The 23,609-nt window shown below is 69.2% G+C and carries 19 protein-coding genes; 5 read left to right on the top strand and 14 right to left on the bottom strand.

All coding sequences use genetic code 11. The annotated features are described in order from the left end of the window. Positions 1–30: 30 nt before the first annotated feature. Positions 31–2,370 carry an HAD-IC family P-type ATPase gene (locus HDA44_RS04485; RefSeq protein ID WP_184831577.1) on the bottom strand — a complete coding sequence of 780 codons (2,340 nt, stop codon included), beginning with the start codon at positions 2,368–2,370 and terminating at the stop codon, positions 31–33. A 75-nt stretch (positions 2,371–2,445) separates the two neighbouring features. Then, positions 2,446–4,101 carry a bifunctional 3'-5' exonuclease/DNA polymerase gene (locus HDA44_RS04490; RefSeq protein ID WP_184831579.1) on the bottom strand — a complete coding sequence of 552 codons (1,656 nt, stop codon included), beginning with the start codon at positions 4,099–4,101 and terminating at the stop codon, positions 2,446–2,448. A 147-nt stretch (positions 4,102–4,248) separates the two neighbouring features. Between HDA44_RS04490 and HDA44_RS04495 the strand changes: the two genes are divergently transcribed. Both HDA44_RS04495 and pdxS read left to right on the top strand, forming a co-directional pair. Next, positions 4,249–5,577 carry an aminotransferase-like domain-containing protein gene (locus tag HDA44_RS04495; protein WP_238352358.1) on the top strand — a complete coding sequence of 443 codons (1,329 nt, stop codon included), beginning with the start codon at positions 4,249–4,251 and terminating at the stop codon, positions 5,575–5,577. A gap of 75 nt (positions 5,578–5,652) precedes the next feature. Next, positions 5,653–6,555, top strand: a complete 903-nt coding sequence (gene pdxS, locus HDA44_RS04500) for a pyridoxal 5'-phosphate synthase lyase subunit PdxS (RefSeq protein WP_184831583.1) — start codon at positions 5,653–5,655, stop codon at positions 6,553–6,555. Positions 6,556–6,617: 62 nt separating this feature from the next. Here the strand turns inward: pdxS and HDA44_RS04505 are convergent, their stop codons facing one another. The 4 genes from HDA44_RS04505 to HDA44_RS04520 all read right to left on the bottom strand — a co-directional run bounded on the left by HDA44_RS04505 (position 6,618) and on the right by HDA44_RS04520 (position 11,708). Continuing rightward, a complete protein-coding gene (locus HDA44_RS04505) occupies positions 6,618–7,172 on the bottom strand; it encodes an RNA polymerase sigma factor (RefSeq protein WP_184831585.1) in 555 nt (184 codons plus the stop codon). Between the two features lie 310 nt (positions 7,173–7,482). Then, positions 7,483–8,949: a cation:proton antiporter gene (locus HDA44_RS04510; RefSeq protein ID WP_184831587.1), complete on the bottom strand. Its 1,467-nt coding sequence runs from the start codon at positions 8,947–8,949 to the stop codon at positions 7,483–7,485. Positions 8,950–9,041: 92 nt separating this feature from the next. Beyond that, on the bottom strand, positions 9,042–10,379 hold the full coding sequence (locus HDA44_RS04515) for a SidA/IucD/PvdA family monooxygenase (RefSeq protein WP_184831589.1): 1,338 nt from the start codon (positions 10,377–10,379) through the stop codon (positions 9,042–9,044). Between the two features lie 42 nt (positions 10,380–10,421). Next, positions 10,422–11,708 (bottom strand): ATP-grasp domain-containing protein, encoded by a 1,287-nt coding sequence (locus HDA44_RS04520; RefSeq protein ID WP_337905627.1) that lies wholly within the window; start codon positions 11,706–11,708, stop codon positions 10,422–10,424. Positions 11,709–11,983: 275 nt separating this feature from the next. On the opposite strand from HDA44_RS04520, the gene HDA44_RS04525 reads away from it, so the two are divergent. After that, a complete protein-coding gene (locus HDA44_RS04525; RefSeq protein WP_184831593.1) occupies positions 11,984–12,799 on the top strand; it encodes an AfsR/SARP family transcriptional regulator in 816 nt (271 codons plus the stop codon). 9 nt (positions 12,800–12,808) lie between these two features. Here the strand turns inward: HDA44_RS04525 and HDA44_RS04530 are convergent, their stop codons facing one another. Further along, on the bottom strand, positions 12,809–14,059 hold the full coding sequence (locus tag HDA44_RS04530; protein WP_337905628.1) for a glutamate synthase-related protein: 1,251 nt from the start codon (positions 14,057–14,059) through the stop codon (positions 12,809–12,811). A 169-nt stretch (positions 14,060–14,228) separates the two neighbouring features. On the opposite strand from HDA44_RS04530, the gene HDA44_RS04535 reads away from it, so the two are divergent. Further along, entirely contained in the window at positions 14,229–15,344 is a 1,116-nt protein-coding gene (locus HDA44_RS04535) for a zinc metalloprotease (protein ID WP_184831595.1), read from the top strand. Here HDA44_RS04535 and HDA44_RS04540 read toward each other — a convergent pair. From HDA44_RS04540 to ddaH, 6 genes are read right to left on the bottom strand one after another with little or no spacing between them, the layout of a single operon-like run. Next, positions 15,329–16,591, bottom strand: a complete 1,263-nt coding sequence (locus HDA44_RS04540; protein ID WP_238352359.1) for an amino acid permease — start codon at positions 16,589–16,591, stop codon at positions 15,329–15,331. The genes HDA44_RS04535 and HDA44_RS04540 overlap by 16 nt on opposite strands. Positions 16,592–16,619: 28 nt before the next feature. Beyond that, entirely contained in the window at positions 16,620–17,627 is a 1,008-nt protein-coding gene (locus HDA44_RS04545; RefSeq protein WP_184831599.1) for an asparagine synthetase A, read from the bottom strand. Next, positions 17,624–18,940 carry a methylaspartate mutase gene (locus HDA44_RS04550; RefSeq protein WP_184831602.1) on the bottom strand — a complete coding sequence of 439 codons (1,317 nt, stop codon included), beginning with the start codon at positions 18,938–18,940 and terminating at the stop codon, positions 17,624–17,626. Before HDA44_RS04550 ends, HDA44_RS04545 begins: the two co-directional genes overlap by 4 nt. Further along, positions 18,937–19,401 (bottom strand): cobalamin B12-binding domain-containing protein, encoded by a 465-nt coding sequence (locus HDA44_RS04555; protein ID WP_184831603.1) that lies wholly within the window; start codon positions 19,399–19,401, stop codon positions 18,937–18,939. Before HDA44_RS04555 ends, HDA44_RS04550 begins: the two co-directional genes overlap by 4 nt. Positions 19,402–19,456: 55 nt before the next feature. Continuing rightward, positions 19,457–19,792 carry an avidin-fold protein gene (locus HDA44_RS04560; protein WP_184831604.1) on the bottom strand — a complete coding sequence of 112 codons (336 nt, stop codon included), beginning with the start codon at positions 19,790–19,792 and terminating at the stop codon, positions 19,457–19,459. Continuing rightward, entirely contained in the window at positions 19,789–20,619 is an 831-nt protein-coding gene (gene ddaH / locus HDA44_RS04565) for a dimethylargininase (protein WP_184831605.1), read from the bottom strand. Before ddaH ends, HDA44_RS04560 begins: the two co-directional genes overlap by 4 nt. A 127-nt stretch (positions 20,620–20,746) precedes the next feature. Between ddaH and HDA44_RS04570 the strand changes: the two genes are divergently transcribed. Then, the gene (locus tag HDA44_RS04570) at positions 20,747–22,153 is read left to right on the top strand and encodes a hypothetical protein (RefSeq protein WP_184831606.1); all 1,407 of its coding nucleotides are present in this window, start codon (positions 20,747–20,749) and stop codon (positions 22,151–22,153) included. A 60-nt stretch (positions 22,154–22,213) separates the two neighbouring features. Here HDA44_RS04570 and HDA44_RS04575 read toward each other — a convergent pair whose 3' ends face one another. Continuing rightward, positions 22,214–23,515, bottom strand: coding sequence for an MFS transporter (locus tag HDA44_RS04575; protein ID WP_184831607.1), 1,302 nt, complete (start codon positions 23,513–23,515; stop codon positions 22,214–22,216). Positions 23,516–23,609: the final 94 nt, after the last annotated feature.

The following is a 23,609-nucleotide window of genomic DNA, read 5'->3' on the forward strand; positions in this document are numbered from 1 at the left end:
AGGCGGTGGTGAGTGTGACGGCAGCTGAACCTACGAATGGGTTGGCCGGAGGCGTGCGCTGACGGCGCGGACGATTTCGATCAGCAGGATGCCGATGGTGCCCATTGCCAGGCCGCCGAGGACTCGGTGGGTGCTGACCTCCAGCAGGAAGATGCCGTGGCCGAGCGGCGGTACGAGGACCGCGATCGCCGCCAACGCAGCCATCGTCGCGACCAGCCCCGTCTTCCACAGGTTGAACGGCCGAGCCTGGATCGACAGCGTCCACAGTGACACGACAAGCACGACGACGGTTGTCACCGTACGCGCCTCGGCCACGCTCGCGCCGCTGTCGAACACCCGCACCAACCGGTACCCGGCGAACGCGCAGATCGCGGTCACCACGCCGACCGGAACCGCGAACCGCAACACCCGTCCGAGGAACCCGGGCACGTACCGCTGTTTGTTGGGCGCGATCGCCAGGAAGAATGCCGGGATACCGATCGTCAGGTTGGAGATCAGCGTCAACTGGATCGGCGCCAGTGGGTACGCGACGAAGGTGGTGGCGGTGATCACCGTCAGCAGCAGCGAGTACACGTTCTTCACCAGGAACAGACTCGCCGCGCGCTCGATGTTCGCGATCACCCGGCGGCCCTCGGCGACCACGTCCGGCAGGTGCCGGAACTGCCCGTCCAGCAGCACCAGCTGCGCCACCGCGCGGGTCGCCGCCGAACCGTTGCCCATCGCAACCCCGATGTCGGCGTCCTTCAACGCGAGCGCGTCGTTCACGCCGTCACCGGTCATCGCCACCACATGCCCGCGACGCTGCAACGCCGCGACCATCGCCCGCTTCTGATGCGGACTGACCCGCCCGAACGCCGACGACCGATCCAGTACGTCGGCCAGCTCGTCAAGATCCTCAGGCAGCGTACGGGCATCGACGGCATCGTCCGCGCCGTGCACGCCCGGTACGCCGACCGCCGCGGCAACAGCACCGACGGTACGAGGGTTGTCGCCCGAGATCACCTTCAGCTCGACACCCTGCTCGGTGAAGTACTGCATCGTCGGCGCCGCGTCGTCGCGGATCCGCTCGGCCAGTACTACCAGCGTGACCGGTACGAGCTGCTCCGGCAGTTCATCTCCCTCGCGCACCGAGCCCCGCGCCAGTACCAGCACCCGGCGCCCTTGCGAAGCGATCTCGTCGGCTTGTGCGCGCGCATCCGCGGTGGCTGCGTCGTCCGTACGCGTCAAGACCATCTCGGGCGCGCCCAGCACCCACGTGTCGGTCGCGGTGGTCACGGACTGCCATTTGCGCGCCGACGAGAACGGTACGCGGGCGAGCGCGGTCAGCGTGGTGGAGGCGTACGACTCGGCGATCGCCTGCCCGGTAGCGTTCGGCCGATCGCTCACCGCGGCCAAGGCCAGCGCCTGCTCGGTCCGGTCGTCCGCCGCGAGCGGTACGAGTCGGTCGAGCACGATCTCACCGCTGGTCAGCGTGCCGGTCTTGTCCAGGCACACCACGTCCACGCGAGCGAGTCCCTCAACCGCCGGCAGCTCCTGGACGAGCGTCTTGCGACGGGCCAGCGTGATGATCGCCAGCATGAACGCCAGTGACGTCAGCAGGACCAGACCCTCGGGAATCATGCCGACCAGCCCGGCGACCGTACCGGTGACAGCCTCCTGCCAGGTCTTGTTGTCCTTGCTGCGGAACTGTGCCCACAGCAGTAACGGCCCGACCACCAGCAGGATCAGCGAGATCCGCCGCAGTAGCAGCGTCGTGCCGGCGACCAGCTCGGACCGGGTGACCTGGTACTTGCGCGCCTCGGACGCGAGCTTGGCGGCGTACGTCTCCGCACCAACTGACGTCGCAGTGAAGTCACCCTCGCCGGCGACCACGATCGCACCGGATCGCACCTCGTCACCGGGGCGCTTGTGCACCGGATCGGACTCGCCGGTCAGCAGCGACTCGTCCAGCTCCAGCCCTTCGGACCGCAGCACCGGTCCGTCCGCCGGCACCTGGTCGCCACTGCCGATCCGGACCAGGTCGTCCTGGACGACATCGGCGATGCCGACCTCGCTGACCTCGCCGTCGCGTACCACGCGGACATGCGTGACGTTCAGCAGCGCCAGCCGGTCCAGTGTCCGCTTGGCCCGGACCTCCTGGAAGATGCCGATCCCGGAGTTCGTCAGGATGACCAGACCGAACAGTGCGTTCTGCCAGCTGCCGGTGGCGATGACGGCGACCAGCAACGTACCCAGCAGGCCGTTGAAGAAGGTGAACACGTTCGCCCGGACGATCTGCCCGAACGTACGGCTCGTGCGTACCTGGATCGCGTTCGTCCTTCCGGCCGCGACCCGCTCCGCCACTTCCGCGGCGCTCAGCCCACGACCCATCAGACGTCCTCCTCGGTAGCGGGGGCGGGCGCGCACCACAGTACCGGGGTGACCGTGGCGGACGCCGGATTTGAGCTACTTGGCGTCGGCGTAGGTTTGCACGGTTGCCGTGGTGAAAGCGAAGTTGGTGGGGGTCGAGCCGAAGGTGAGCGTGCCGGCCAGATTGCCGGCTTGCTGGATGGCAGCTGTAACTTCCTCAGCTTCGCCGGCGGGGCAGTGGACGATCACCTCGTCGTGCTGGAAGAAGACCAGCTCGGCGGTGAGACCAGCCAGCGCCTGCCGGAGCGCGGCGAGCATCAGCAGCGCCCAGTCCGCGGCGGAGCCCTGGACGACGAAGTTGCGGGTGAAGCGACCCCGGGCGCGGGCGTGCCGCGGGTCCGTCGGCGGGACCTCCGTGTCCGGGTCGTCCAGCAGCACATCGTCCAGCCGGTGGCCGGCCGGCGGGCAGGTGCGGCCCAGGTAGGTACGGACCAAGCGGCCGTCTTCGCCGGCGCGCGCGGCGGCGTCCACGTACTCGACTGCTGTGGGGAACCGTTTGCGCAGCATCGCGAGGTTCTTCAGGCCATCGCCCGACGTCTGCCCGTAGATCGCCCCGAGAACGGCGAGTTTCGCCTGCGCCCGGTCCCCGGAGAACGCCCGGTCGGACACCGACTTGTAGAGGTCGCCAGGATCGCTCGCGACCTCCATGAGGGCGCGATCCCGGGAGATCGCGGCCAGGATCCGCGGCTCGAGCTGGGACGCGTCCGCGACGACCAGCCGCCAGCCGGGGTCGGCGACGACGGCACGCCGGATCACCTTCGGGATCTGCAGACCGCCACCACCGTTGGTGATCCAGCGCCCGGACACCGTCCCGCCCGGCACGAACCCCGGCCGGAACCGCCCGTCGCGGACCCAGTCGTTCAGCCAGCTCCACCCGTTCGCGGTGTAGATCCGGTACAGCTTCTTGTACTCCAGCAGCGGCGCGACCGCCGGATGGCCGAGATGTTCGAGCTCCCATTTCCGCGTCGACTTCACCTGGAACCCGGCCTGCTTGAACGCCTTCAGCACATCGGCCGGCAGCTCCGGCCGGACCCGATGCCCGAAGGCCGCGGAGATCTCGTCGGCCAGCTCGGTCAGCCGGCGCGGCTCGCCGGTACCGGCGAAGCGTTCGCCGAGCAGTTCGCTCAGTACGGCCCGGTGCTCGTCGGCGCTCCACGGCAGCCCGGCCAGATCCATCTCGGCGGCAATCAGCATCGCCGACGATTCCGATGCCGTGAGCAACCGCATCCGGTCCGGGTACTCGGTGGTGGTGTGCCGCTTCAGCTGATCCGCGTACACCCGGAGGAGCGCTTCGAACGGGATCGGCTCGGTCGGGAGGTCGAAGAGCGACGACTGATCGCCTGGTACGACAGCGCGGAGCGGGGGATCGGCCGGTACCGGAGCGCCGGTGAGCCGGGCCCACGCCGCGGCGGCCGATCGCGGCTGGCCGAGCCGGCCGGCATGACCGAGCAGCAGGCCCTCGGTGTTCTCGATGTCGTAACAGCGCTCGACCCGAACCCCCGCGGCGAGCAACCGCGGGTACACCTCAGCCGTCGACCGCCACACCCACCGCGTCACCGACGGCCGCGACGCCACCGCCGCCACCAGATCCACCTCGTGCCGAACCTCGCCCACGGGCTCCCCATCCGCCCGCAACCCCACCAGCACCGCGCCCCGACCGCCCTCCGGCGCGATCCCCCACCTCTCATCCACCCCCCGATCCTCACACCCGCCCCCGACACTTTGAGAACCCACCGCGCGTTTTCGCTGCCGGAAAGTGCGTGGTGGGTTCCCAGAGTCGGGTTGTAAGGCCAGTTGTGGCACGCTGGACTTATGTGGCGGGTGGGGGATTTGGATGCGATGGACGGGACGAAGACTGAGCAGGTCGAGGGGCTCGTCCTGCGGCGGATCGAGCGCGGCGAGCTGTCGATCGGTTCGCGGCTGCCCTCCGAGCGCGTACTGGCGGAGCGGCTTGGGGTGAGCCGGGTCACCGTGGTCCGCGCACTGGAGAACCTGCGCCGAGACGGCGTACTGGAGACCAAACGCGGTTCCGGAACTGTCGTACGCCCACTGGACCGCCTACTCGACCCGGTCGCGCCGGTGTCCACTGTCACGGCAGGGGACCAACCGGTGCTCGACCTGCGGTTCGCCACGACCGCTGCACCACATGACGTGGCTGAGGCAGCCGTGCAGATCATCGAGGACGGACTGCCGCAGGCAATGGGTGGCGACGGACCGCCACCGGGTGGCTCGCAAGAGCTACGGGTAGCACTGGCGGAGCGCCTGACCCAGGAGGGCGTACCGACTGAACCGAGTCAGCTGACGCTCACTGTCGGCGCAGCAGCCGGTCTGAACGCAGCGCTGGCCGGGCTGGACCTCGGGCCGGGCGTAGCGATCACCGAAAGCCCTACGTACCCGGCTGCCTTCGATCTGTTGCGTAAGCACCGGCTGGACGTTGCCGGTTGGCCGGCGGGTGTCTGGGACACCGACCAGCTCGCCCACCTGTGCAGACGGCACCGGCCGAAGGTCATCTATCTCCAGGCGGACAACCACAACCCCACTGGCCTCAGCCTGCCCGCAGATCGGCGTACGGCAGTAGTGGAGATCGCCCGACGCTACGGCGCTGCACTGATCAGCGACGAGACCATGCGGCCACTCTGGTTGGCGAGTGGGAAACAGGCCGAGCCACTCAGCCGGTACCCACGGACTGTCAGTGTCGGCTCGCTGTCCAAGACAGTGTGGGGCGGACTACGGGTCGGATGGGTACGAACCGGCAAGCAGCTGAGGCGGCGCATCAACACGGCCGCACAGCTCAGCGTGGCCTCACCAAGTGCGCTGGATGACCTGCTGGCACAGGCGATCATTCCAAAGCTCGACAAGGTCATCAGCCGGCGGCGTACGCGACTGCGCACCAATCTGAACGCGCTGGAGACAGGGCTCAAGTCACTCGATGGTGTGGTGTGGCCAACGCCTACAGGTGGCATGACGCTCTGGCTGGAGCTCACCGAGACCAGAGCACGGCGCGTACTGGAAGCTGCCCGTGAACAAGGGCTGCTGCTCGGTGCGGGCGACCTGTTCACGCCGGACGCGACCGACCGTCGGCACATCCGGATCCCGTTCACCGCGCCGCCGGCCACGCTCCGGATGGTGGTCGCCCGGCTGGGTACGGCGATCAGTCAGTCCACTTGATCCAGAGTGGACTGAAGATAGCTGCTGAGAAGCTCCTAACCTGGATGTGAGGACAGACCAGCAGAAGGAGTCGCAGTGACCGAGAACCAGAGCCCGCCCGAGACCGGTACCGCGAAGGTCAAGCGCGGGATGGCGGAGATGCTCAAGGGCGGCGTGATCATGGACGTCGTCACCGCCGAGCAGGCGAAGATCGCCGAGGACGCCGGCGCGGTCGCGGTGATGGCGCTGGAGCGGGTGCCGGCCGACATCCGGGCCCAGGGCGGCGTCTCCCGGATGAGCGACCCGGACATGATCGACAGCATCATCGGCGCGGTCTCGATCCCGGTGATGGCCAAGGCCCGGATCGGTCACTTCGTCGAGGCGCAGGTGCTGCAGAGCCTCGGGGTCGACTACATCGACGAGTCCGAGGTGCTCACCCCGGCCGACTACGCGAACCACATCGACAAGTGGCAGTTCACCGTGCCGTTCGTCTGCGGCGCGACCAACCTCGGCGAGGCGCTGCGCCGGATCACCGAGGGCGCGGCGATGATCCGCTCCAAGGGCGAGGCCGGTACCGGTGACGTGTCGAACGCGACCACCCACATGCGCCAGATCCGCCAGGAGCTCCGCAAGCTGCAGAACCTGCCGGAGGACGAGCTGTACGTCGCGGCCAAGGAACTGCAGGCCCCGTACGAGCTGGTCAAGGAGGTCGCCGCGCTCGGCAAGCTCCCGGTCGTCCTCTTCACCGCCGGCGGCATCGCCACCCCGGCCGACGCCGCGATGATGATGCAGCTCGGCGCCGAGGGCGTCTTCGTCGGCTCCGGCATCTTCAAGTCCGGCAACCCGGCCCAGCGCGCCGAGGCCATCGTCAAGGCCACCACCTTCCACGACGACCCCGACGTCATCGCCAAGGTCTCCCGCGGCCTGGGCGAGGCAATGGTCGGCATCAACGTCGACGAGATTCCGCAGCCGCATCGGCTGGCTGAGCGGGGCTGGTAGGTGGCGCGGCGCCGCTGAAGGTGTTGGCACTGCCCCAGGAGTTCCTGGGGCAGTGCCTTGTTTCAGGCTGTGCGGGGGCGGGTGGTGGACAGTTCCGGGGTTCGGCGGAGCATTTGGAGGGCTCGCATGCGCATGGGGCCGATGCTGCCGATCGGGAGGTTCAGGGCTTCCGCGATCTCCGTGTACGACGGGCAGCTGTCGGACATCAGCGCGCGGATCAGGCGCTGGTAGCGCGTCGGAAGCCGGCGGAGCGCCTGCTCGGTGGACGGTTCGTATTCGCCGTCGACCGGATAGATGTCCAGGACCGCCATCCGCAGGCCGTCGCTGTGTTCGGCGGTCGGGTCGGCGTACAGGAGGTACCGCTTGCGGCTGATGGCGAAGCGGAGCCCTTCGCGCCGGGCGGTGGCGGCCAGCCAGGCGGGCAGACATTCAGGGTCGCGGATCTGGCGGCCGTGCTGCCACAACCTTAGCCAGGTGAGCTGGGCGACGTCACCGGCGTCGCTGTGGCTGAGGCCGACGCCGCGGGCCGCGTGGGTGAGCAGGTGTCCGTAGCGTGCCTCCAGTTCCTTCCAGGCCGACCAGTCGGAGGCCAGGGCCCGGCGCAGGAGTGCCTCCAAGGAGTCTCCGGAATCGTAGTGATGGCGATTCCCGTCGGGTGTGCGTTCGATTGTGGGTGGCGAGATCGTCGACACGTTCCACGTCCTTTCGCTGAATTCCGCAAATGGGCGAACGACGTGGGAGCAAATGACGCAGGTAGGTCGGCCGAGGGCCGGCGGACGGTCGGCAGGCAGCCACCGGAATCCGCGCCGGATGAATCCTCACTCGGCATTACCGACCGTTGCCTCACCCGCCCCCAGCGGCCGTCGTCAGTGCTGCCTTCGCCGCCTATTCGATCACCGGGCCCGTCACCCAGGCGTAGTCACGCCGTCACGGAAGGCGTGTTCTCGCGTCACCGCTCGCGTACTCATCACCGGTCGGTAATTGCGCCGTCGCGCTGGGTTCGCGAACCGACGGTCCGAGCAGCCGGAGCAGCGGCAGCGTCATCATCGTGGTGACCAGCGCCATCATCACCAGGACGGTGAACGCGCCCGCGTTGATCAGTCCCGCGCCGAGACCCGCGGACAGCACCACTATTTCGGTGATTCCCCGCGCGTTCATCAGTACGCCGAGCCCGATCGCCGACCGGATCGGCAAACCGCCGGTGAGGGCCACCGGGGTGGCGCCGAGGAATTTGCCGGCCACCGCAACCACCAGCAGCAAGGCGCCGGCCGCGAAGACCTCGGGATGCGAGCCGGCCGCGTTGACGTCGGTCTTCAGACCGATCGAGGCGAAGAAGACAGGTACCAGGATGGCCTGGTTCAGCCCGCTGAGCTGCCCGGCGACGCGGGCCACCGCGGGGTTGTCCTTGGGCAGCACCAGGCCGGCCAGGAAGCCACCGAAGATCGCGTGCACCCCGATCGCGTCGGTGGCCGCGGCCAGCCCGAAGATCAGGGCCAGGACGGCCAGTACGAGGATCGCGCTGGGTAGGTGGCCGGCGTACCGGTCGGCGAGCAGGCGAGCAGCGGGTTTGAGTACGAAGACCGCCAGCGCGCCGACCAGGACTGTCAGGGTCAGGGCGACCAAGGACGTGGTGATGTCAGGTGACTTGATCATTGCCAGCACGATCGCGAGCGCACACCAGGCGAGTACGTCGGCGACCGCCGCGCAGAGCATCGCCAGCGAGCCGAGCCGGGTGCCGACCAGGTCGAAGTCCTGCACGATCCGGGCGAGTACCGGGAACGCGGTGATCGCCAGCGCGGTGCCGACGAAGATCACGAACGGCAGCCGCCCGGCCGCCGGACCGGCCAGGGTGGAGTACAACGGCAGTGCCGCCAGGACGCCGAGCGCGAACGGTACCGCCATGATTGCGAGGCTCGCGCCCGCGATCGCGCCGCGATCGCGGCCCAGTTTGCCGCGGCCGAACTCGGCGCCGACGGTGAACATGAAGATGGCCAGGCCTGCCTGGGCAAGCAGGTTCAGGTTCGGCAGGACTTCCGTCGGGATGATGGCGTCGAACAGCCTGGGCGCCAGCGTCGCGAGCAGGGACGGGCCGAGGACCAGCCCGGCGATGATCTCGCCGACCACCGCGGGCTGACCGAGCAGCTTGGCGAGGCGGCCGAACACGGTGGCCAGCGCGCAGACGACCGCGACGGCGATCAGCAGCCGCCACATCAGTGCGGCCGGGGAGGTGGACGCGGTCGGGCCGGTCGTGCCGGGCGGGGGTTGGTGATCGTTGTCGAGCCAGCCGAGGGCCGACGCGACGCCGAGCAGGATCGCGGCGGCCGCGACCAGCCCACCGGCAACCACCAGTCCACGACCGGGTTTGGGCAGCAAGGAACCATCAGTTACGGACATGGCGACCTGTCTGTTGCGCGGGTTCGGCGCGGCGGTGCGGTTCAGCGGCAGGCCGGACCGGCGCCGCCGTGTTCAGGAGGCGATCGTGCGGATCAGCGGTGCGGTTCGGCGGCCGCCGCAGCCAGTTCGTCCGCGGTGTCCAGTTCGTCCGCGGCGATCTGTTCGTTCGGGGCGGTGCGGTGGGCGAGGAGGTCGTCGGCGATGTCGCCGGCGCGGTTGCCTAGCACGCTGAGCAGGGAGTCCGCGATGCCGTGTGTCGCCTCGTTGACGCCCTGCAGGTAGCAGGCCGCGTCGGACGGTTCGTTCAGCTCCAGCCGGTACCGCCGGGTCACGTCGATCCGGTCCAGGCCGATCGCCGCGCTCAGGTCGCGGACCATCGCCGGCATCTCGCGGACGAACCCGGTACCTAGGAACACATAGTCGAGCCGGAGCTCATTCACCTGACCGGTACGCCGATCGGTCAGCTCGACGACGATCTCGTCGCCCTCCTCGCGGGCACCGGTGATGTCGGTCATCGTCACCAGCCGGCGCCGGTCGACGCCGTGCAGCTTGTCGAGGTACATCCCGGCGTACAGATCCTCCAGCAGGTCGGTCTCCACGCCGGAGTAGTTGGTCAGATGCATCTCGCGCAGGATCTGGTCCCGGCCTTCGGGCCGTGCCTCGAAGACCTTGTCGATGAACGACGGGTAGTACAGCTCGTTGGTGAACTTGTTCGTGTCGTACGAGCGCAGCCCGATCGACCGCATCACCCAGCTCACGTCGGCGGCCGGAAGATCGTTGCCCAGCGAGCGGAACATCTCGGCCGCGCTCTGCGCCGCGCCGATCACGGCGACCCGGTGCGGCGCGTCCGTGGCCAGCTCGGCGATCCGGTACCGGTACTGCGTACTGTGCACCAGCCGGTCGGCGGGCAGACCGGCCAGCACCGGCGGCACGTACGGATCCCGCCCCGCGCCGATCACCAGGTACCGGCTGGAGATCGTGCTGCCGTCGGCGAGCTTGGTCAGCCACCCGGTCAGTACGCCGGACGCGTCCCGCGCCGGCGCGACCGAGGTGCACTCGACGCCGAGCTCGAACTTCACCTTGCGCAGCGTCCGGGCGACCCAGCTGAGATAGCCCGAGATCTCGACCCGGTACGGCGTGAAGCTGCCCATGTTGATGAAGTCGTCGAGCCGGCCGACGCAGCGCAGGTAGTTCAGGAAGGTGAACTCGCTGCGCGGGTTCCGCAACGTGACCAGGTCCTTGGCGAACGCGACCTGGCTCTTCGTCCAGGGCAGCAGCAGGCCGCGCTGCCACTCGACGGTCCGGCCGCGTTCGATCACGAGCGAGTTCTCGGCCAGGCCGTCGATGCCGAGTTCTTCGAGCGCGACCGCCAGCGCCAGGTTTGCGGGACCGCCGCCGATGGCGAGCAGCTCGACCTCACGGTTTGTCATTCGGGCTCCTGGTCTCTCCGCTGGGTTCCGGCCGGTCGTGGATCACCACGGCCGGCCGGAGTACTCGGTCTCGTTCAGCGCTTCGTACTTCAGTTCGACCAGCCCGGCCGCGGCTGTCAGCCGGTCGGCGCAGGTGGCCGGGTCGGCGGCGGTACAGATCACGTACGCGTGCCGGCCGAGGTGGGCCCGTGGTGGCAGCCGCACGGTCGCGCCGGCCGGCGCCATCGCGCGCGCCTCCAGCAGGCCGGGGACGGCACCCGGCGCGGGCACGGTGATCTCCACCACCCGGGCGTCCTCGGGTGGGTAGCAGAACCGGATCCCGACACATTCGCGGCGATCCGGCGCGAGCCCGGGCTGCTTGCCCTGGGCGACGCCGACCAGGATCTCGCCAGGTTCGATGCCGGTGGCAAGCTTTCCCAGGTACGGAATCAGGTCGCCGCCGAGCCGGCCGTTCACCTCGATCACGACCGGCCCACGCGAGCCGAGGCGGAGCTCGGTGTGCGTGACTCCGAACCGTACGCCGAGGGCCGCGTGGGTCCGGCGCAGGAGTTCGCGCAGCGCCGGATCGGTCAGCAAGGGGTCGTTGCCGTCGACAACGTGGCCGGTCTCCTCGAAGTACGGAGGCGGCCCGAGTTCCTTGTGTGCCACGCAGAACGGCGTGTACTCGCCATCGACCACCGCTCCGTCGACGCTGATCTCCGGTCCGTCGGCGAACTCCTCGATCAGGGCGCCGCCTTGATAGGCGGCTGGTCCGCTGCGACTCGACTCGTCGGCCCGCGCGTATGCGTCGGCTAGGCCGTCCGCGCCGGCCACCATGGCGACGCCGATGCTGGCCGCCATGCCGCGCGGTTTGACCACCACCGGATAGCCGATCCCGGCGGCCGCGGTGGCGGCCGCTTCGGCTGTCGCGGCCACCGCGAACCGGGGTTGCGGAAGGCCGGCCGCGGTCAGGGCCTGTCTGGTCAGGGCCTTGTTCCGGCAGCCTTCGGCGCCCGCGGCGGTCAGGCCGGGGACGCCGAGCCGGTCGGCGACAAGGGCGGCGATGATCACCGACGGCTCGTCGTACGTGCAGGTGCCGACGACCCGATGCGACCGCGCGACCGCCTCGGCAGCAGCGAACAGCGCGTCGTGGTCGAGTACCAGACCCGCTCCGGTGAGCGGAGGGACGACAGTGCTGCCGACAACGTACGGCAGTTGCCAGTCGGCCGGCTCGTCGTCGATCAGCCAGAGGTGACTGCGCTTGGCGGCCGCCTCCAGCAGGTACTGGCGGTAGGGCTGGAAGCCGCTGCCGAACAGCAGTACGACTCCGTCGCCGGTGTCCTCGTCCACGTGGTTGCCTCCCGGGCTAGCACTCCCCAACGAGAGCGAACCGGGCGCCACGGGTGATACAGCGACCTGCCGAACGAATTCTCCTGGAACTGCCGGGCCCAATGCCTTGTCACCCATTAGCAGACGCTTCAGACTTCACGGCAGGTAATGCATGCGTCACTGCCGAGGAGGTCTCCGATGTCCGTGGGGGGAGAGGAATCCGGCAATGCCCGGCACGGTAACAGGGCGTCGCCTGTCAATTACACGAAGTGGGATTTTCGGCCCATGGGGGGCAAATGATTGATTTAATCGGTCCGGCCGGGAATCCGGATTCCGATTCCGATCCGGACGACAGTCCGCCGGCCGCGAAACTGCTGCTGCTGGACGGATTCCAGGTGCTGGTGGACGACCAGCCGCTGGCGATTCCGCTCAGCGCCCGCCGGGTGGTCGCGTACGTCGCGCTCCGCAGCCGTTCCAGCCGTGCGGAGGTGGCCGGAACGCTGTGGCCGGAGGTACCGGACTCGAAGGCGCAGGCCTGTCTGCGTACCGCGCTGTGGCGGCTGCGGCAGTTGAGTGACCATCCACTGGTGACCGGCGACGAGACGCTCTGGCTGGACGAATCGCTCGACGTCGACGTGAGTACGCTGATCGCCGCGATCCAGCGGGTGATCAACGAGGGGGAGTGCGGTGCCGATCGGGGCCTGCTGCCGACGCTGGCCACGATGGGCGAGCTGCTACCTGGCTGGTACGACGACTGGGTTCTGCTCGGCCGTGAGCGGCTGCGCCAGCTGCAACTGCATGCGCTCGAGCTGACCGCGCAGGGGCTGACGTGCGACGGCCGGTACGCCGAGGCGATCGAGGCCGCGATGGCCGCGGTCCGGCTGGAGCCGTTGCGGGAGAGCGCGACCCGGGTACTGATCGAGGTCCACCTGGCCGAGGACAACGTGGTGGAGGCGATGCGGCGGCTCGAATTCTTCCGCCGGAGCCTGGCCACCGAGCTCGGCGTCGAGCCGACCGAGGAGCTGGTGGAGCTCGTCCGCAGCCGGCAAACCGTCACGCATGCACGCCGCGACCGCCCGCGCATCCTCCGCCGCCACCGCAACCTGGCCTGAGGTCCTGGGTCAGCCCGGCGGGCTCCACAGGTCCTCGGCGCCCAGTGCTTCCACGTGGTACTTGCCGAGTGCGCTGGTGATCAACCGAAGCTCCAACGCCAAACACTCGACCAGATTGACCAGACCGTTGTCCGGGTCGGTGTCGACCGACAGCAGGGCGGCCCGCCCGAGCCCAGCCGCAGTGGCGCCCAGTGCCAGTGTCTTCGCGACCCGTGCCCCTTCCCACATCCGGCCGGACACCAGTAGGCAATTGCTGGTCGCACCGATCCGGTCGAGGCATTCACCGAGTGGTAGCCCGACCTGGTCGAGGAATGCGCGCGGCGCCCAGCCCGTACCGCCCTCTGCTCCGTCGACCGTGACCGCGTCGGCACCTGCCGCCCACGCGACCCGTGCGGCGGCCGCGATGTCCCGGGCCGGTGGCAGCTTCACCCAGATCCGGGCGCGCGGGTAGTTGTTCCGCATCAGCCGGACCTGCTGGCGCAGGATCTCTTCGGTGAAGCTTCCGGGGCTGCTGCTGCGTAGCACCTGGCCATTACCGACGACCGGGTCGAGTAGGTAGGCACCGGCCAGCCGAGTGGCCGCTTCGGCGCCCAACAAAGTCATTCCACCCAGGCCGGGCTTCGCTCCTTGGCCGACCTTGAGTTCGAACGCGAGCCGCCTGGATTCCAGCAGGGACAGGGCGTTCGGGTCGCTGTAGACCAGGTTCCACACCTCGGCATCGGCGTCTTCGGTGCTCTGCTGGACGACGACACCGCCGTACCCGCCGACGGCCTCGGCCTGGTACGCGGCGATCCGGCCGAGCAGCGAGCGTTCGGCGTCCTCGTCCAACCGGCCGTAGCTGTTCACCGGCATCACGTTCTCGCCGATCACCAACGGGATGCCGAGCCGCGCGGCCTGACGGCCGGCCGCGATGCCGAGCGCGACGCTCGCCGCCTCGGTCGACCCGAAGGCGGACACGTACACCGGCAGGGCCGACCGAAGCCCGCCGATCGTGGTCTCCAGCACGACGTCCTGGTACGTGGGTTCGCGCGCCAGCTCGACCAGCTTGGCGAACCTCTGCGGTACGAAGACCGGTGGCACCAGTCGTTGCCGGTCGATCGGGCAGTACGACTCACGGCCGCCCGCACCGAACAGCGCCTGACCGTACTGGTTCGCGGGCGGGAATGCGTCGGCGGCGCCGAGCTTGGCGCGGGCCCGGACGGCCGCCTCGGGGAACGTCTCGGCGTACAGGATGCCCTCCTCGGTGGATCGAACCTCCACCCGGACAGAGGCGGCGCGCGGCACCGGAAAATACCGGCCCGCCGTGACAGTCGCCGTGACAGTCGCCGGACGTTCGCCGTGACATTCGCCGGCCACTCGTATCAGCCGTGCCGATTCGTCCCCTCAGCATCAGCGGATCTGTTACCGATTTGGGCCGGGGGCAACAACGATGAAGTCTTTGCGCGCGACCACGTTGACGGTCGTCGTCTCCTTGAGCATTGGCAGCGTGGTGGCCGTCGGCGGCACCGCGGCCGCCTCGAATCCCTGCAGGCTGCCCTCGGGTGTCCTGGCGGCGAGCACGCTCGCGCAGCGCTCCGCGGTCGAGTGCGGCGCCGTCGGCCGGCTGGTCGACGCGGGCAACGGCGTCGCGCTGACCGTCCAGCCGCCGGGCAGCAGCGTCACGATGGACCTGCTGTTCCCGTCCGGTGACCGCACCTACACCGTGACCACCGACGACCAGGGCCGAGTGACCACCGCGTCAGCTCCCGCCCCGAACCAGGCCGCGAACTCGAACCAGCCGGCCAGTACGCGGCAACCGGCAAGCAGGCAGCAGTCGGCAAGTAAGGGACAGCCGGTGGGTAAGCATCCTCCGGTCAGTCAGTTCCCGGACCTGCCTGGCCCGACTGCCTGTGACCGGTCCACCTACGTGCTCCGCGACTACAAGTGGAACTCGCCCTGGTTGTTCCGGACGACGAAGGGCACCACCCTGGCGACCAACCGGCAGCGCGACTTCGACGCGGCGGTCCGCCGCTCACTGGCGAACCTGATCGACGGCCACAACACCTGCGGTATGGACGGGCGGACCCGTGCGAGAGGCGCCTTCCTCGGCCACACCCGGACCACAGGCAACTTCGTGTACGCCGACGGCCAAACCACCTGTGGCCGGCGAGACCACCAGAGCGTGATCGACGAAGGTGATCTACCGGGCGGATTCCTCGAAGCCACACTGGCGTGGACGTGTACCTGGTCGGAGACCCGGCACGGCGTGACCCGCGCGGTCGAGGCAGACATCCGGCTCAACAGCGCCGACTACAACTGGACCTACGACCCGGCCAACGACCCCAAGTGCCAACCGGCCCAGCCGCCCGACCAGGACCGCTGGCGGTACGACGTGGAGTCGGTAGTGACCCACGAGATGGGCCACGTGTACGGGCTGGTCAACCTCAGCGCCATCGAGGATCTCAACCTGACCATGTACCCGGGTGTCCGGCGCTGCACCGGACACATGCGTACCCTCGGCCGCGGCGATGTACTGGGCATGCGGGCGCTCTACGGACGCCGCTGACGTGTACTGAACCAGCGATAGCCCAATGCGGCCGTGGTGACGATGAGCGGCCAGATCAGGTACCGGCCGGACATCAGCAGGAGGACTACGACGGCCGCCTGCGCGAGGAGGGCAGCGAGGCGAGCCTTGCTGCCCTTCGGGAGCAGCTTGACCGCCGCGGCGACGCCGACCGCGTACACAGTGACGAACAAGCCAGTGGTGAGCAGTACCAGGGCTGATGGCGTGATGCCGACGGCAACGACTACCAAGGCGGTCAGCGTGGACATGCCGGCCAGTAGGGCGAGGCTGCGGCGCGGGATCTCTCCGGCGGCGCTACCGTGGGCCAGCCACGTCGGGAGTGAGCCGTCACGGGCCAGGGCGGCGCCGAGCTTGGAGGCGCCCGCGTAGTACGCGTTCATGGCGCCGAAGCTGAGCAGGAGCGCGGCGCACGCGGCCAGGACGCTGGGGTTGCCACCGAGGCCGATCGCCAACAGGTCACCGAGTGGTGCGTCGGTCTCGCCGGCGCCGGTACCGAGGACCGTGATGGTGGCGAACGCGACACTGAGGTAGAGAACGCCGACGACCACGACCGCGATGGCAGTAGCGCGTGGCACGTCGCGGTCAGGTCTACGGAACTCACCGGTCAGGTGGGTGACCGCCTCCCAACCGACGAAGCTCCAGACCAGTAGTGCCGCGGCCGATCCGATCGCCTGCCAGCCATGTGGCGCGAACGGGTGCAGGTTCGCCAGGTCCGCGTGCGGCAACGACAGAGCGACCGCCCCGACCAGGAAGATGGCGAGCAGTGCCGCCAGCGCGATCTGCACCCGGCCGGTCACCTGGATTCCGAACGCGTTCGTAGCCGGCACAGCGAGGATCAGGACGAGCATGGTCGCCAGTACGGTCCGGTCACCGCCACCGATGCCTGCCTCGACGTAGCCGCCGGCCCAGAGCGCGGCGGCCGGTCCACCAACAGGTACGGACAGGTAGAAGCACCAGCCGACGACAGCCGCCGCTTTGTCGCCGAACGCCAGCCGCGCGTACGTCGCGACGCCACCGGAGTCCGGGTAGCGGGCGCCGAGCGCCGCGAACGTCGCCGCCAGGGGAGCGGACACGATCGCCAGACCGAGCCAGGCGAGCAGCGAAGCCGGGCCGGCCACCTCGGCGGCCAATGCGGGCAGGGCGATCACCCCGGTCGCCAGGACGGCCCCGACGTACAGTGCGGTGCCCTGCCCCAGACTGAGCCGGCCGCCGGGTCGAGCGCTTGTCATGCGGGACATCTTCGCCCCATCCCGGGCGTCACGGCGACGCGATGCCCGGGACCTTCGGGAACGCGCTCGCCTGCCAGACCGAGTCCAGGCCCGCGACGTACCGGGTGAACCGCTCCAGCCCGAGCCCGAACCCCGCGCTCGGCGGTACGCCGTCCTTGAGCAGTTGCAGATACCAGGCGTACTTCGCGGGGTTCTCGGCTGTCTCGCGCATCCGGGCGACGACGGTCGCGTAGTCCTGCTCGCGCTCGGAGCCACTGCACAGCTCGCCGTAGCCCTCGGCCGCGATCAGGTCGAAGTTCCGCAGCGTCCCGGGCTGGTCCTTGCTCTCCTTGTCGTAGAAACCGCGCGAGCCCTTGGGGTAGTCGGTGACGAAGAACGGCCGGTCGGCCGGCTCCGACAGTTTCGCTTCGCCGACCCAGTCGAGTTCCGCGTCCGGGCTCTGGTCGTGGCCGAGGGCGCGCAACTCGGCAACGGCCCGCGCGTGCGTCCGCCGGCCGAACGATCCGGTCAGTACCTCGGCCAGCGCGCCGGCGTCGCGTCCCAGCGCATGCAACTCGGCAGGCAGGTCGGTGAGTACGCGCTCGACGACGTGCCGGACCAGGCCCTCGGCGAGCTCGATCGCGTCGTCGCGGCCGGCGTCGGCCAGCTCGCAGTCGATCTGGTGGAACTCGGCCAGGTGCCGGCTCGTGGACGTCGTCTCCAGCGGTTCGAGCCGGACGTTCGGGGCGATGAAGAAGACCTTGCCGAACGAGGTCAGCGCGGCCTGTTTGTAGAGGATCGCGCTCGTCATCAGCTTGTACCGGTGGCCGTAGTAGTCCACGTCGACCTGTTTGGCGCCGCGGGCACCGGGATCGGTGACCGGGCCGATGATCGGCGGCAGCAGCTCGATGAAGCCCCGGCCGGTGAGGAACTCGCGGGTGGCGGCCAGGATCCGGTTCTGGATCACCAGTACTGCTCGGGTGGCGGGCGAGGTCAGGTGCGCGCGTGGACCGGGCGGCAGCGCGGCCGGCGCGGGTGGGCTCCAGGTCTCGGTCATCTGTTGCTCCCTGTTGTTCGTCCGGTCAGATCGTCCGGGATGGCCCGGTACTCCTGCTCCAGGCCGGCGCTGTCGAACTTCCGCTCGATGTACGACAACGTGGCCAGCAGTCCCATCGCGGTCAGCTCGGTGGTACCGGTGCGGCGGACCGATGCGCGGATCGGCATCGACCCGACCGACGACCACTGCAGCCGGCCGTCGTCGTCGAGGTAGCTGCGCGCCCGGCCGGCGTTGTCCGGGTGCAGGCAGTAGGGCACGTCGAGGTAGCCGCGGCGAAAGGCGATCCCCAGCGCGGTACCGAGGTCCGCGTGCAGGTTGACCACCGCGTCGATCAGAGCGCTCGCCTCGGCGTGGATTCCGGTGTCCTCGGCCGCGCCGATGATCCTGGTACAGCTCGCCGCGGCCGCGGCCGCGGTCTCCAGGGCGGCGACGTTCTCGGCGAAGGTCGGGATTCGGTAGCCCTCGGCAACCGTCTTCACGATCAGCCGGGCCGACGCGGTCCGTACGGCCAGCCGCGTCGCCGCTTCGAGCAGCCGGGTGGCGCCTTCGGGGGTCCGTGGATAGACGCCCATGTAGGTGTAGACGACCACATGCCACTCGACGTCCGGCAGCCACTGCGCGGCCAGGCGGCGCATCGCGAGGATCGCCTCGGCGTCCTGATCCGGATCGGTCTGCTGGGCGTAGCTCAGTGACACGCTGCGCAGGCCGTGCTGACGGAAGAACATGCATTCCAGCACGCTCAGCGCGACCAGCAGGCCGGGCGGGCAGAGCTGGCCCATCGTGCAGCCGCCGAAGGTCTCCAGATGCGGTTCGACCCCGGTCTCGCGGATCTGGGTCAACAGTTCGCAACTGAGCGCCCAGTTCGGGATCGATTCACTCAGCGGTACGCGGCTGTACGGCAGGCAGTACGAGACCGGACCGCCTTCTGTTGCGTGCAGGCCGGCGGCCGTCAGCGAGCTGATGATTGCTGCCGGCAACGGTGAGCCGTGCCGCACCTGGACCGGGAAGCCGGGACCGGCGACGCCGTCCAGTACGCCCCGGGTGGTGGCCACGTCGTGCGCGACGATCGGATACCCGTTGAGGTCGATCCCGGCCGCCAGCGCGGCACTGGCGCTGTCGTGGTCGCCCACTCGGGTGTAGCTGTCCAGAGTGATCGTACCGACGGTGGTGGCCGCCGCGGCCTTGGTCAGCTGGAGGCCGGCGCGCATCTCGGCAGCGTCGCTGACACCCATCCGGGGCTGCACCACCAGTCGGCCGGCTTGCTGGGCACGTGCGACGAACTCGCCGAGGGCACCGGTGCCGGGCCGGCTCACGAAGTGACGCCCGTGGTCAGCTGACGTACGTACGCCTGGAACGCGGTCAGACCAGTACCGTCGTCGAAGACCGCGTCGAACCCGGCGGACAACAGCCTCGCGCGGCTGCCGTCGGAGCCAGGTCCGGTGATGCCGAGCTTGCCGCCGATCACCGCCGGGAGCTGAGTCAGCTCCGGCAGTGCCCGCAACTGGGTGATCACCCGGAGGCCGTCGTGGAAGCCGTGCCCGTTGACCGTGCTCACCACGATCAGGTCTGGCCGTAACCGCTCCGCCTCCGCGATCAGCAGCTCGTCCGGGACACAGGCGCCGAGGTTGTGTACCCGGTGGCCGAGTTCTTCGAGGACGAGTTGCAGGAAGACCAGGTTCCAGGTGTGCGAGTCCGACGAGACGCTGGTCAGCAGCGCGGTCAGGTGGCCGGTCCCGGCGACACTGCCGGCCGGGACGGCGGCGACATGATCCATGACAGGCAGAGCATCGATCCGCGCTGACCTGATACATCGTTGGTCCGTGGGCCGTTCAGTCCGCGGCGATCTCGTCGAGCTGGGAGACACCGGTGTCCGCCTGGGCGCCGTACCGCTGCCAGCGTTCGTGCAGCCGGATTCGCCCGTCGGGCAAGGTCTCGGGCGTACTCGCGCAGTGTCCGGCCAGTACGGACCCGTCGGCGAGCGTCATCGTGTACGTGAACTCGATCGACCCGTCCGGGTGACACAGCCCGGTCAGCGCGCCACGCCGTACGCTGCCTCCGCTGAAGTCGCCCCACAGCAGGTCACCACGCTGCCGGTACGTCGCGGACGGACCGTCACCCGCGGAGTACGCGACATCGCGGAAGCGCCTCCCGTCGTAGTCGATCACCAGATCGCTGACTGGTCGTGGAGTTCGAGGGTGCAGCACTTGACGCCGCCCCCGGCCAGGAGCAACTCGGACACGTCCATGCCGAAGGTCTCGAACCCGGCGTCGCGCAGCTGGGCGGTCAGACCGGCGGCGCCTTCGGGCATCAGCACGTGTTTGCCGTCCGAGACGGCGTTCAGGCCGAACGCCTCGGCGTCCTCGTAGCCGGCCCGGATCGCGGTCGGGAAGAGCTCGCGCAGTATCGCCTGACTGCCCGGGGTGAAGGCGCCGGGGTAGTACATGATCGTGCGGTCGTCGAGTACCGCGAGCGCCGTGTCCAGGTGGTAGAACTTGTCGTTCACCAGGGTCAGGCCGACCACCGGGCGGCCGAAGTACTCCTCGGACTCGACATGGCTGCGGCGGTCGGTCCGGAAGCCGTTGCCGGCCAGGAGCCACGGGCCGGCCGCCAGGTAGTCGCCCTCGCCCTCGTTCGGCAGCGTCGCCTGGCGGACCTTGAGGCCCTTGGCGGCGAACCAGTCGAGGTACTCCGCCGATTCCGCGTCCCGCTCCGGGAACCGGAACCGGGCCACCAGCGCGCGGTCCCCGTACACGGTGGCGCCGTTGGCGGCGAAGACCATGTCCGGCAGTCCTTCGAGCGGCGGGACGATGTCGACCGCGTGGCCGAGTCCGACCAGCTGGTCGTGAATCCGTTGCCATTGGTCGACGGCGATCGATCGGTCGGCCGGCTTGCCCGGATCCATCCAAGGGTTGATCGAATAGGTGACGTCGAAGTGGGTCGGCGGGCACATCAGGTAGTGGCGGGCGGTGGCCTGCCGCGTGGTTTTCTCCATGCCCACCAGAGGACGCCGGGGTCGCCCACAGATACCACCGCCGGCAAGGGTATTTCCCGCCGCCGGTGCCGGCCTCTTGCGAGTAGGAGCGGTCTGCTCCGCCCAGCCCACCCGGAGGTTCCGAACTATGACCAGCGGCTTGAGCCGAGCTGAACTCACTGCGCAGTACCTGGACGAGGTCAAGCGGCGCGGGATCTCGGCCGGCCAACTCACCAGCACCCATCCGGAGTCCGTCGGCCTGCGGTCGCTGTACGGCGGCCGCTTCCTGTCCCGGCCGCTCTTCCTCGGTGCCGAGGAGACCGAGCAGCTCGCGCACGACATGCTGACGATGCGCGCGGCCCTGGTCAGCCTGCCCGACAAGCTGTACGGCGGTGACTTCGCCGCGTTCGGCCGGGCCGTCGGGCTGAACGAGGCGCAGGTCTCGGCCGTACTGCGCAGCCGCGGTACGACCGTCACCATGCAGAGCCGGGGCGACCTGTACCTCGACGAGACCGGGTTCAAGCTGCTCGAGTTCAACATGGGCAGCGCGCTCGGCGGCATCGACCAGTCCGACATGGCGACCGCGTTGCTGGATCAGCCGGTGCTGCTCGAGTTCGCCCGCAAGCACCGGCTGAGTTTCGTCGACACGATGCGCGAGCAGGTCAACGACATGCTGGTGGAGTGCGGCTTCGCGCCCGGGTCGCGGCCGAAGATGGCGACCGTCGACTGGCCGAGCAGTTACGAGACGCTCGAACCGTACATGCGGCACTTCGCCGGACGGTTGACCGAGATGGGGATCGACACCGTCTTCGGGCACATCGGGCAGCTCGAGGTCCGTGACGGGGGTGTGTGGCTGGGCGACGTCCGGCTGGACATCATCCAGCGGCTGTTCATGCTGGAGGATCTGGCCGACCCCGAGTCGCTGGCGCTGGCCGAGCCGATCCTGGACGCGGCGGCCCGCGGTGAGGTGAAGATCTTCACGCCGCTGGACGCGGAGATGTTCGCCAGCAAGCGCGCGCTGGCGATGCTGTCCGACGAGGCCAACCGCAAGTACTTCGACACCGAGACGCTGGCGAGTCTGGACCGGATCCTTCCGTGGACCCGGGCGGTCCGCTCGGGTCCGGTCACGTTGGAGGACGGCAGCCAGGTCGAGCTGATCGACTACGTACTCAGTCATCGCGACGAGCTGGTGATCAAGCCGACCCAGCTGCACGGTGGGGACGGTGTACTGCTCGGCTGGCGCACTGACACCAGCGCCGAGCTTTGGGAAGAGCGCGTTCGGGCGGCCGTCGACGGTCCGTGGATCGTCCAGCGCCGGATCCGCCCGCTGTTCGAGTACTTCCCGATGCCCGACGGCGATCCCGAGCCCTGGGTGGTGAACTGGGGTGTCTACACCGTCGTCAACGGCTACGGCGGCGTGTACGCCCGGGCTGGCACGGTCGAGTCCGACCTGGAAGTGATCCGGCTGTACGGCGGCGCGTCGGTCGGCTGCGCCTTGCACGTGCTGCCCGAAGACTCCGACGTTGAACCAGGCACCGCGCTGCCCGTCAGGTAGCCCTTCAGCGAGAACGGCCGGCCCCGAAAGGGACCGGCCGTTTCGTCGTCGCGGAGTGCTTCAGGCTGCCGGTTCGGTGCTGGGGTCCGTGGTCGGGGTTGGCGCCGGCACCTTGGCCGGCTCGGCGTCCGGGCGGCGCATGCCGATCCGGGCACAGACGGCGGAGAGCACGGCGACGGCGGCGGCCCAGAGCCAGAAGCTCTGGCCGAGCTTGGACCAGGCCCAGACCCCGACGGCCGGGCCGACCGCGTTGCCGAGGCCGAACACGGTCAGCATGGCGCCGGAGTAGCGGCCCATCAGGTGCGGCGGCGCGACCATACCCGGGTACGCGAAAGTGGTGGGCGCGCCGATGATCTCCGAGGCGGTCCAGATGATCGTTCCGACGATCAGCAGGGCCGGGATCAGGGCGATCGCGTAGACGCCGTAGCCGACGGCGACCAGGCCGAAGCCGGCGATGGCGGTGATCCGCAACGGCCAGGTCTGCACGTACTTCGTCGCCGGGACCTCGCAGACCGCGACCACGATCGCGTTCGCCGACACGACCAGGCTGTACCACCACAGGCTCAGCCCGTCATCCACGATCGCCAGCGGCAGGACCGCGAGGTACTGGCAGTAGACCACCGTCACCAGGAACACGGCAGCCAGGTAGAAGTCGTAGCGCCAGTCGGCCAGGACCGCGCGGTAGCCATGCCTCTTCTCGGCCGCCCGCGCCGCGGCCTTGGCGGCGGCCTCCTCCGCGGTCGGCTTGCCGGGCAGGAACTTCCAGGCGATCGCGCTGTACAGCACCGCGGCGAACGCCTCGGCCCAGAACAGCAGGTCGTACGAGACCGACACCAGCGCCACGCCCAGGATCGGGGTGACCGCGGTGCCCAGGTTGATGGCCAGCCGGTACATCGCCATCGTCATCACCAGCTGACCGGGCTTGGTCAGCTCGGCCAGCATCGCCTGCGCGGCCGGCCGGTTCAGCATGCTGACCGTGCTCACCACCAGGATCGCGACCAGGATCAGCCAGTACGGCCGGATGTACAGGATCGAGACGATCAGTACGCCGGAGCCGAGCATGCTGATCAAGGTGGCTGCCCGGGCGCTCAGCCGGTCGGTCAGCCAGCCGCCGACGAACGTGCCGAGTACGTGCCCGGCGCCGTACACGCCGAGGGCGAAACCGGCCTGGCCGGCCGTGAACCCCTTGTGCGTCATGAACAGCACCAGGAAGATCTGCAGGAAGGCCCCGAGCCGGTTCACGAACACGCCGAACAACAGCGCCTTCGACGTGAGCGACGTCTGGCGCCAGATGGCGATCGGGCCGAGCCCGGCCCCGGGTCGTTCGGCCGGTGCCGGGTCGCGGTCGGCTTCTTCACTCATCGGTTCCATCACCCCAAGGTCTCGGGCCCGCTGTCGACGGGGCGCGTTCGGTGCCGCACGCTACTCCGCCGAACGCCACCCGGACAGGCCTTGT

It is taken from the genome of Kribbella solani (genome assembly GCF_014205295.1).
Classification (GTDB): Bacteria; Actinomycetota; Actinomycetes; order Propionibacteriales; family Kribbellaceae; genus Kribbella; species Kribbella solani.

What these genes read in the sequence shown, in the direction of transcription:
- HDA44_RS04555 (WP_184831603.1), bottom strand. Translation starts at nt 19,401, where the DNA reads ATGGATCATGTCGCCGCCGTCCCGGCCGGCAGTGTCGCCGGGACCGGC.
- HDA44_RS04515 (WP_184831589.1), bottom strand. Translation starts at nt 10,379, where the DNA reads ATGACAAACCGTGAGGTCGAGCTGCTCGCCATCGGCGGCGGTCCCGCA.
- ddaH (WP_184831605.1), bottom strand. Translation starts at nt 20,619, where the DNA reads ATGGAGAAAACCACGCGGCAGGCCACCGCCCGCCACTACCTGATGTGC.
- HDA44_RS04545 (WP_184831599.1), bottom strand. Translation starts at nt 17,627, where the DNA reads ATGACCGAGACCTGGAGCCCACCCGCGCCGGCCGCGCTGCCGCCCGGT.
- HDA44_RS04525 (WP_184831593.1), top strand. Translation starts at nt 11,984, where the DNA reads ATGATTGATTTAATCGGTCCGGCCGGGAATCCGGATTCCGATTCCGAT.
- HDA44_RS04485 (WP_184831577.1), bottom strand. Translation starts at nt 2,370, where the DNA reads ATGGGTCGTGGGCTGAGCGCCGCGGAAGTGGCGGAGCGGGTCGCGGCC.
- HDA44_RS04540 (WP_238352359.1), bottom strand. Translation starts at nt 16,591, where the DNA reads ATGACAAGCGCTCGACCCGGCGGCCGGCTCAGTCTGGGGCAGGGCACC.
- HDA44_RS04535 (WP_184831595.1), top strand. Translation starts at nt 14,229, where the DNA reads ATGAAGTCTTTGCGCGCGACCACGTTGACGGTCGTCGTCTCCTTGAGC.
- HDA44_RS04510 (WP_184831587.1), bottom strand. Translation starts at nt 8,949, where the DNA reads ATGTCCGTAACTGATGGTTCCTTGCTGCCCAAACCCGGTCGTGGACTG.
- HDA44_RS04575 (WP_184831607.1), bottom strand. Translation starts at nt 23,515, where the DNA reads ATGAGTGAAGAAGCCGACCGCGACCCGGCACCGGCCGAACGACCCGGG.
- HDA44_RS04495 (WP_238352358.1), top strand. Translation starts at nt 4,249, where the DNA reads ATGGACGGGACGAAGACTGAGCAGGTCGAGGGGCTCGTCCTGCGGCGG.
- HDA44_RS04570 (WP_184831606.1), top strand. Translation starts at nt 20,747, where the DNA reads ATGACCAGCGGCTTGAGCCGAGCTGAACTCACTGCGCAGTACCTGGAC.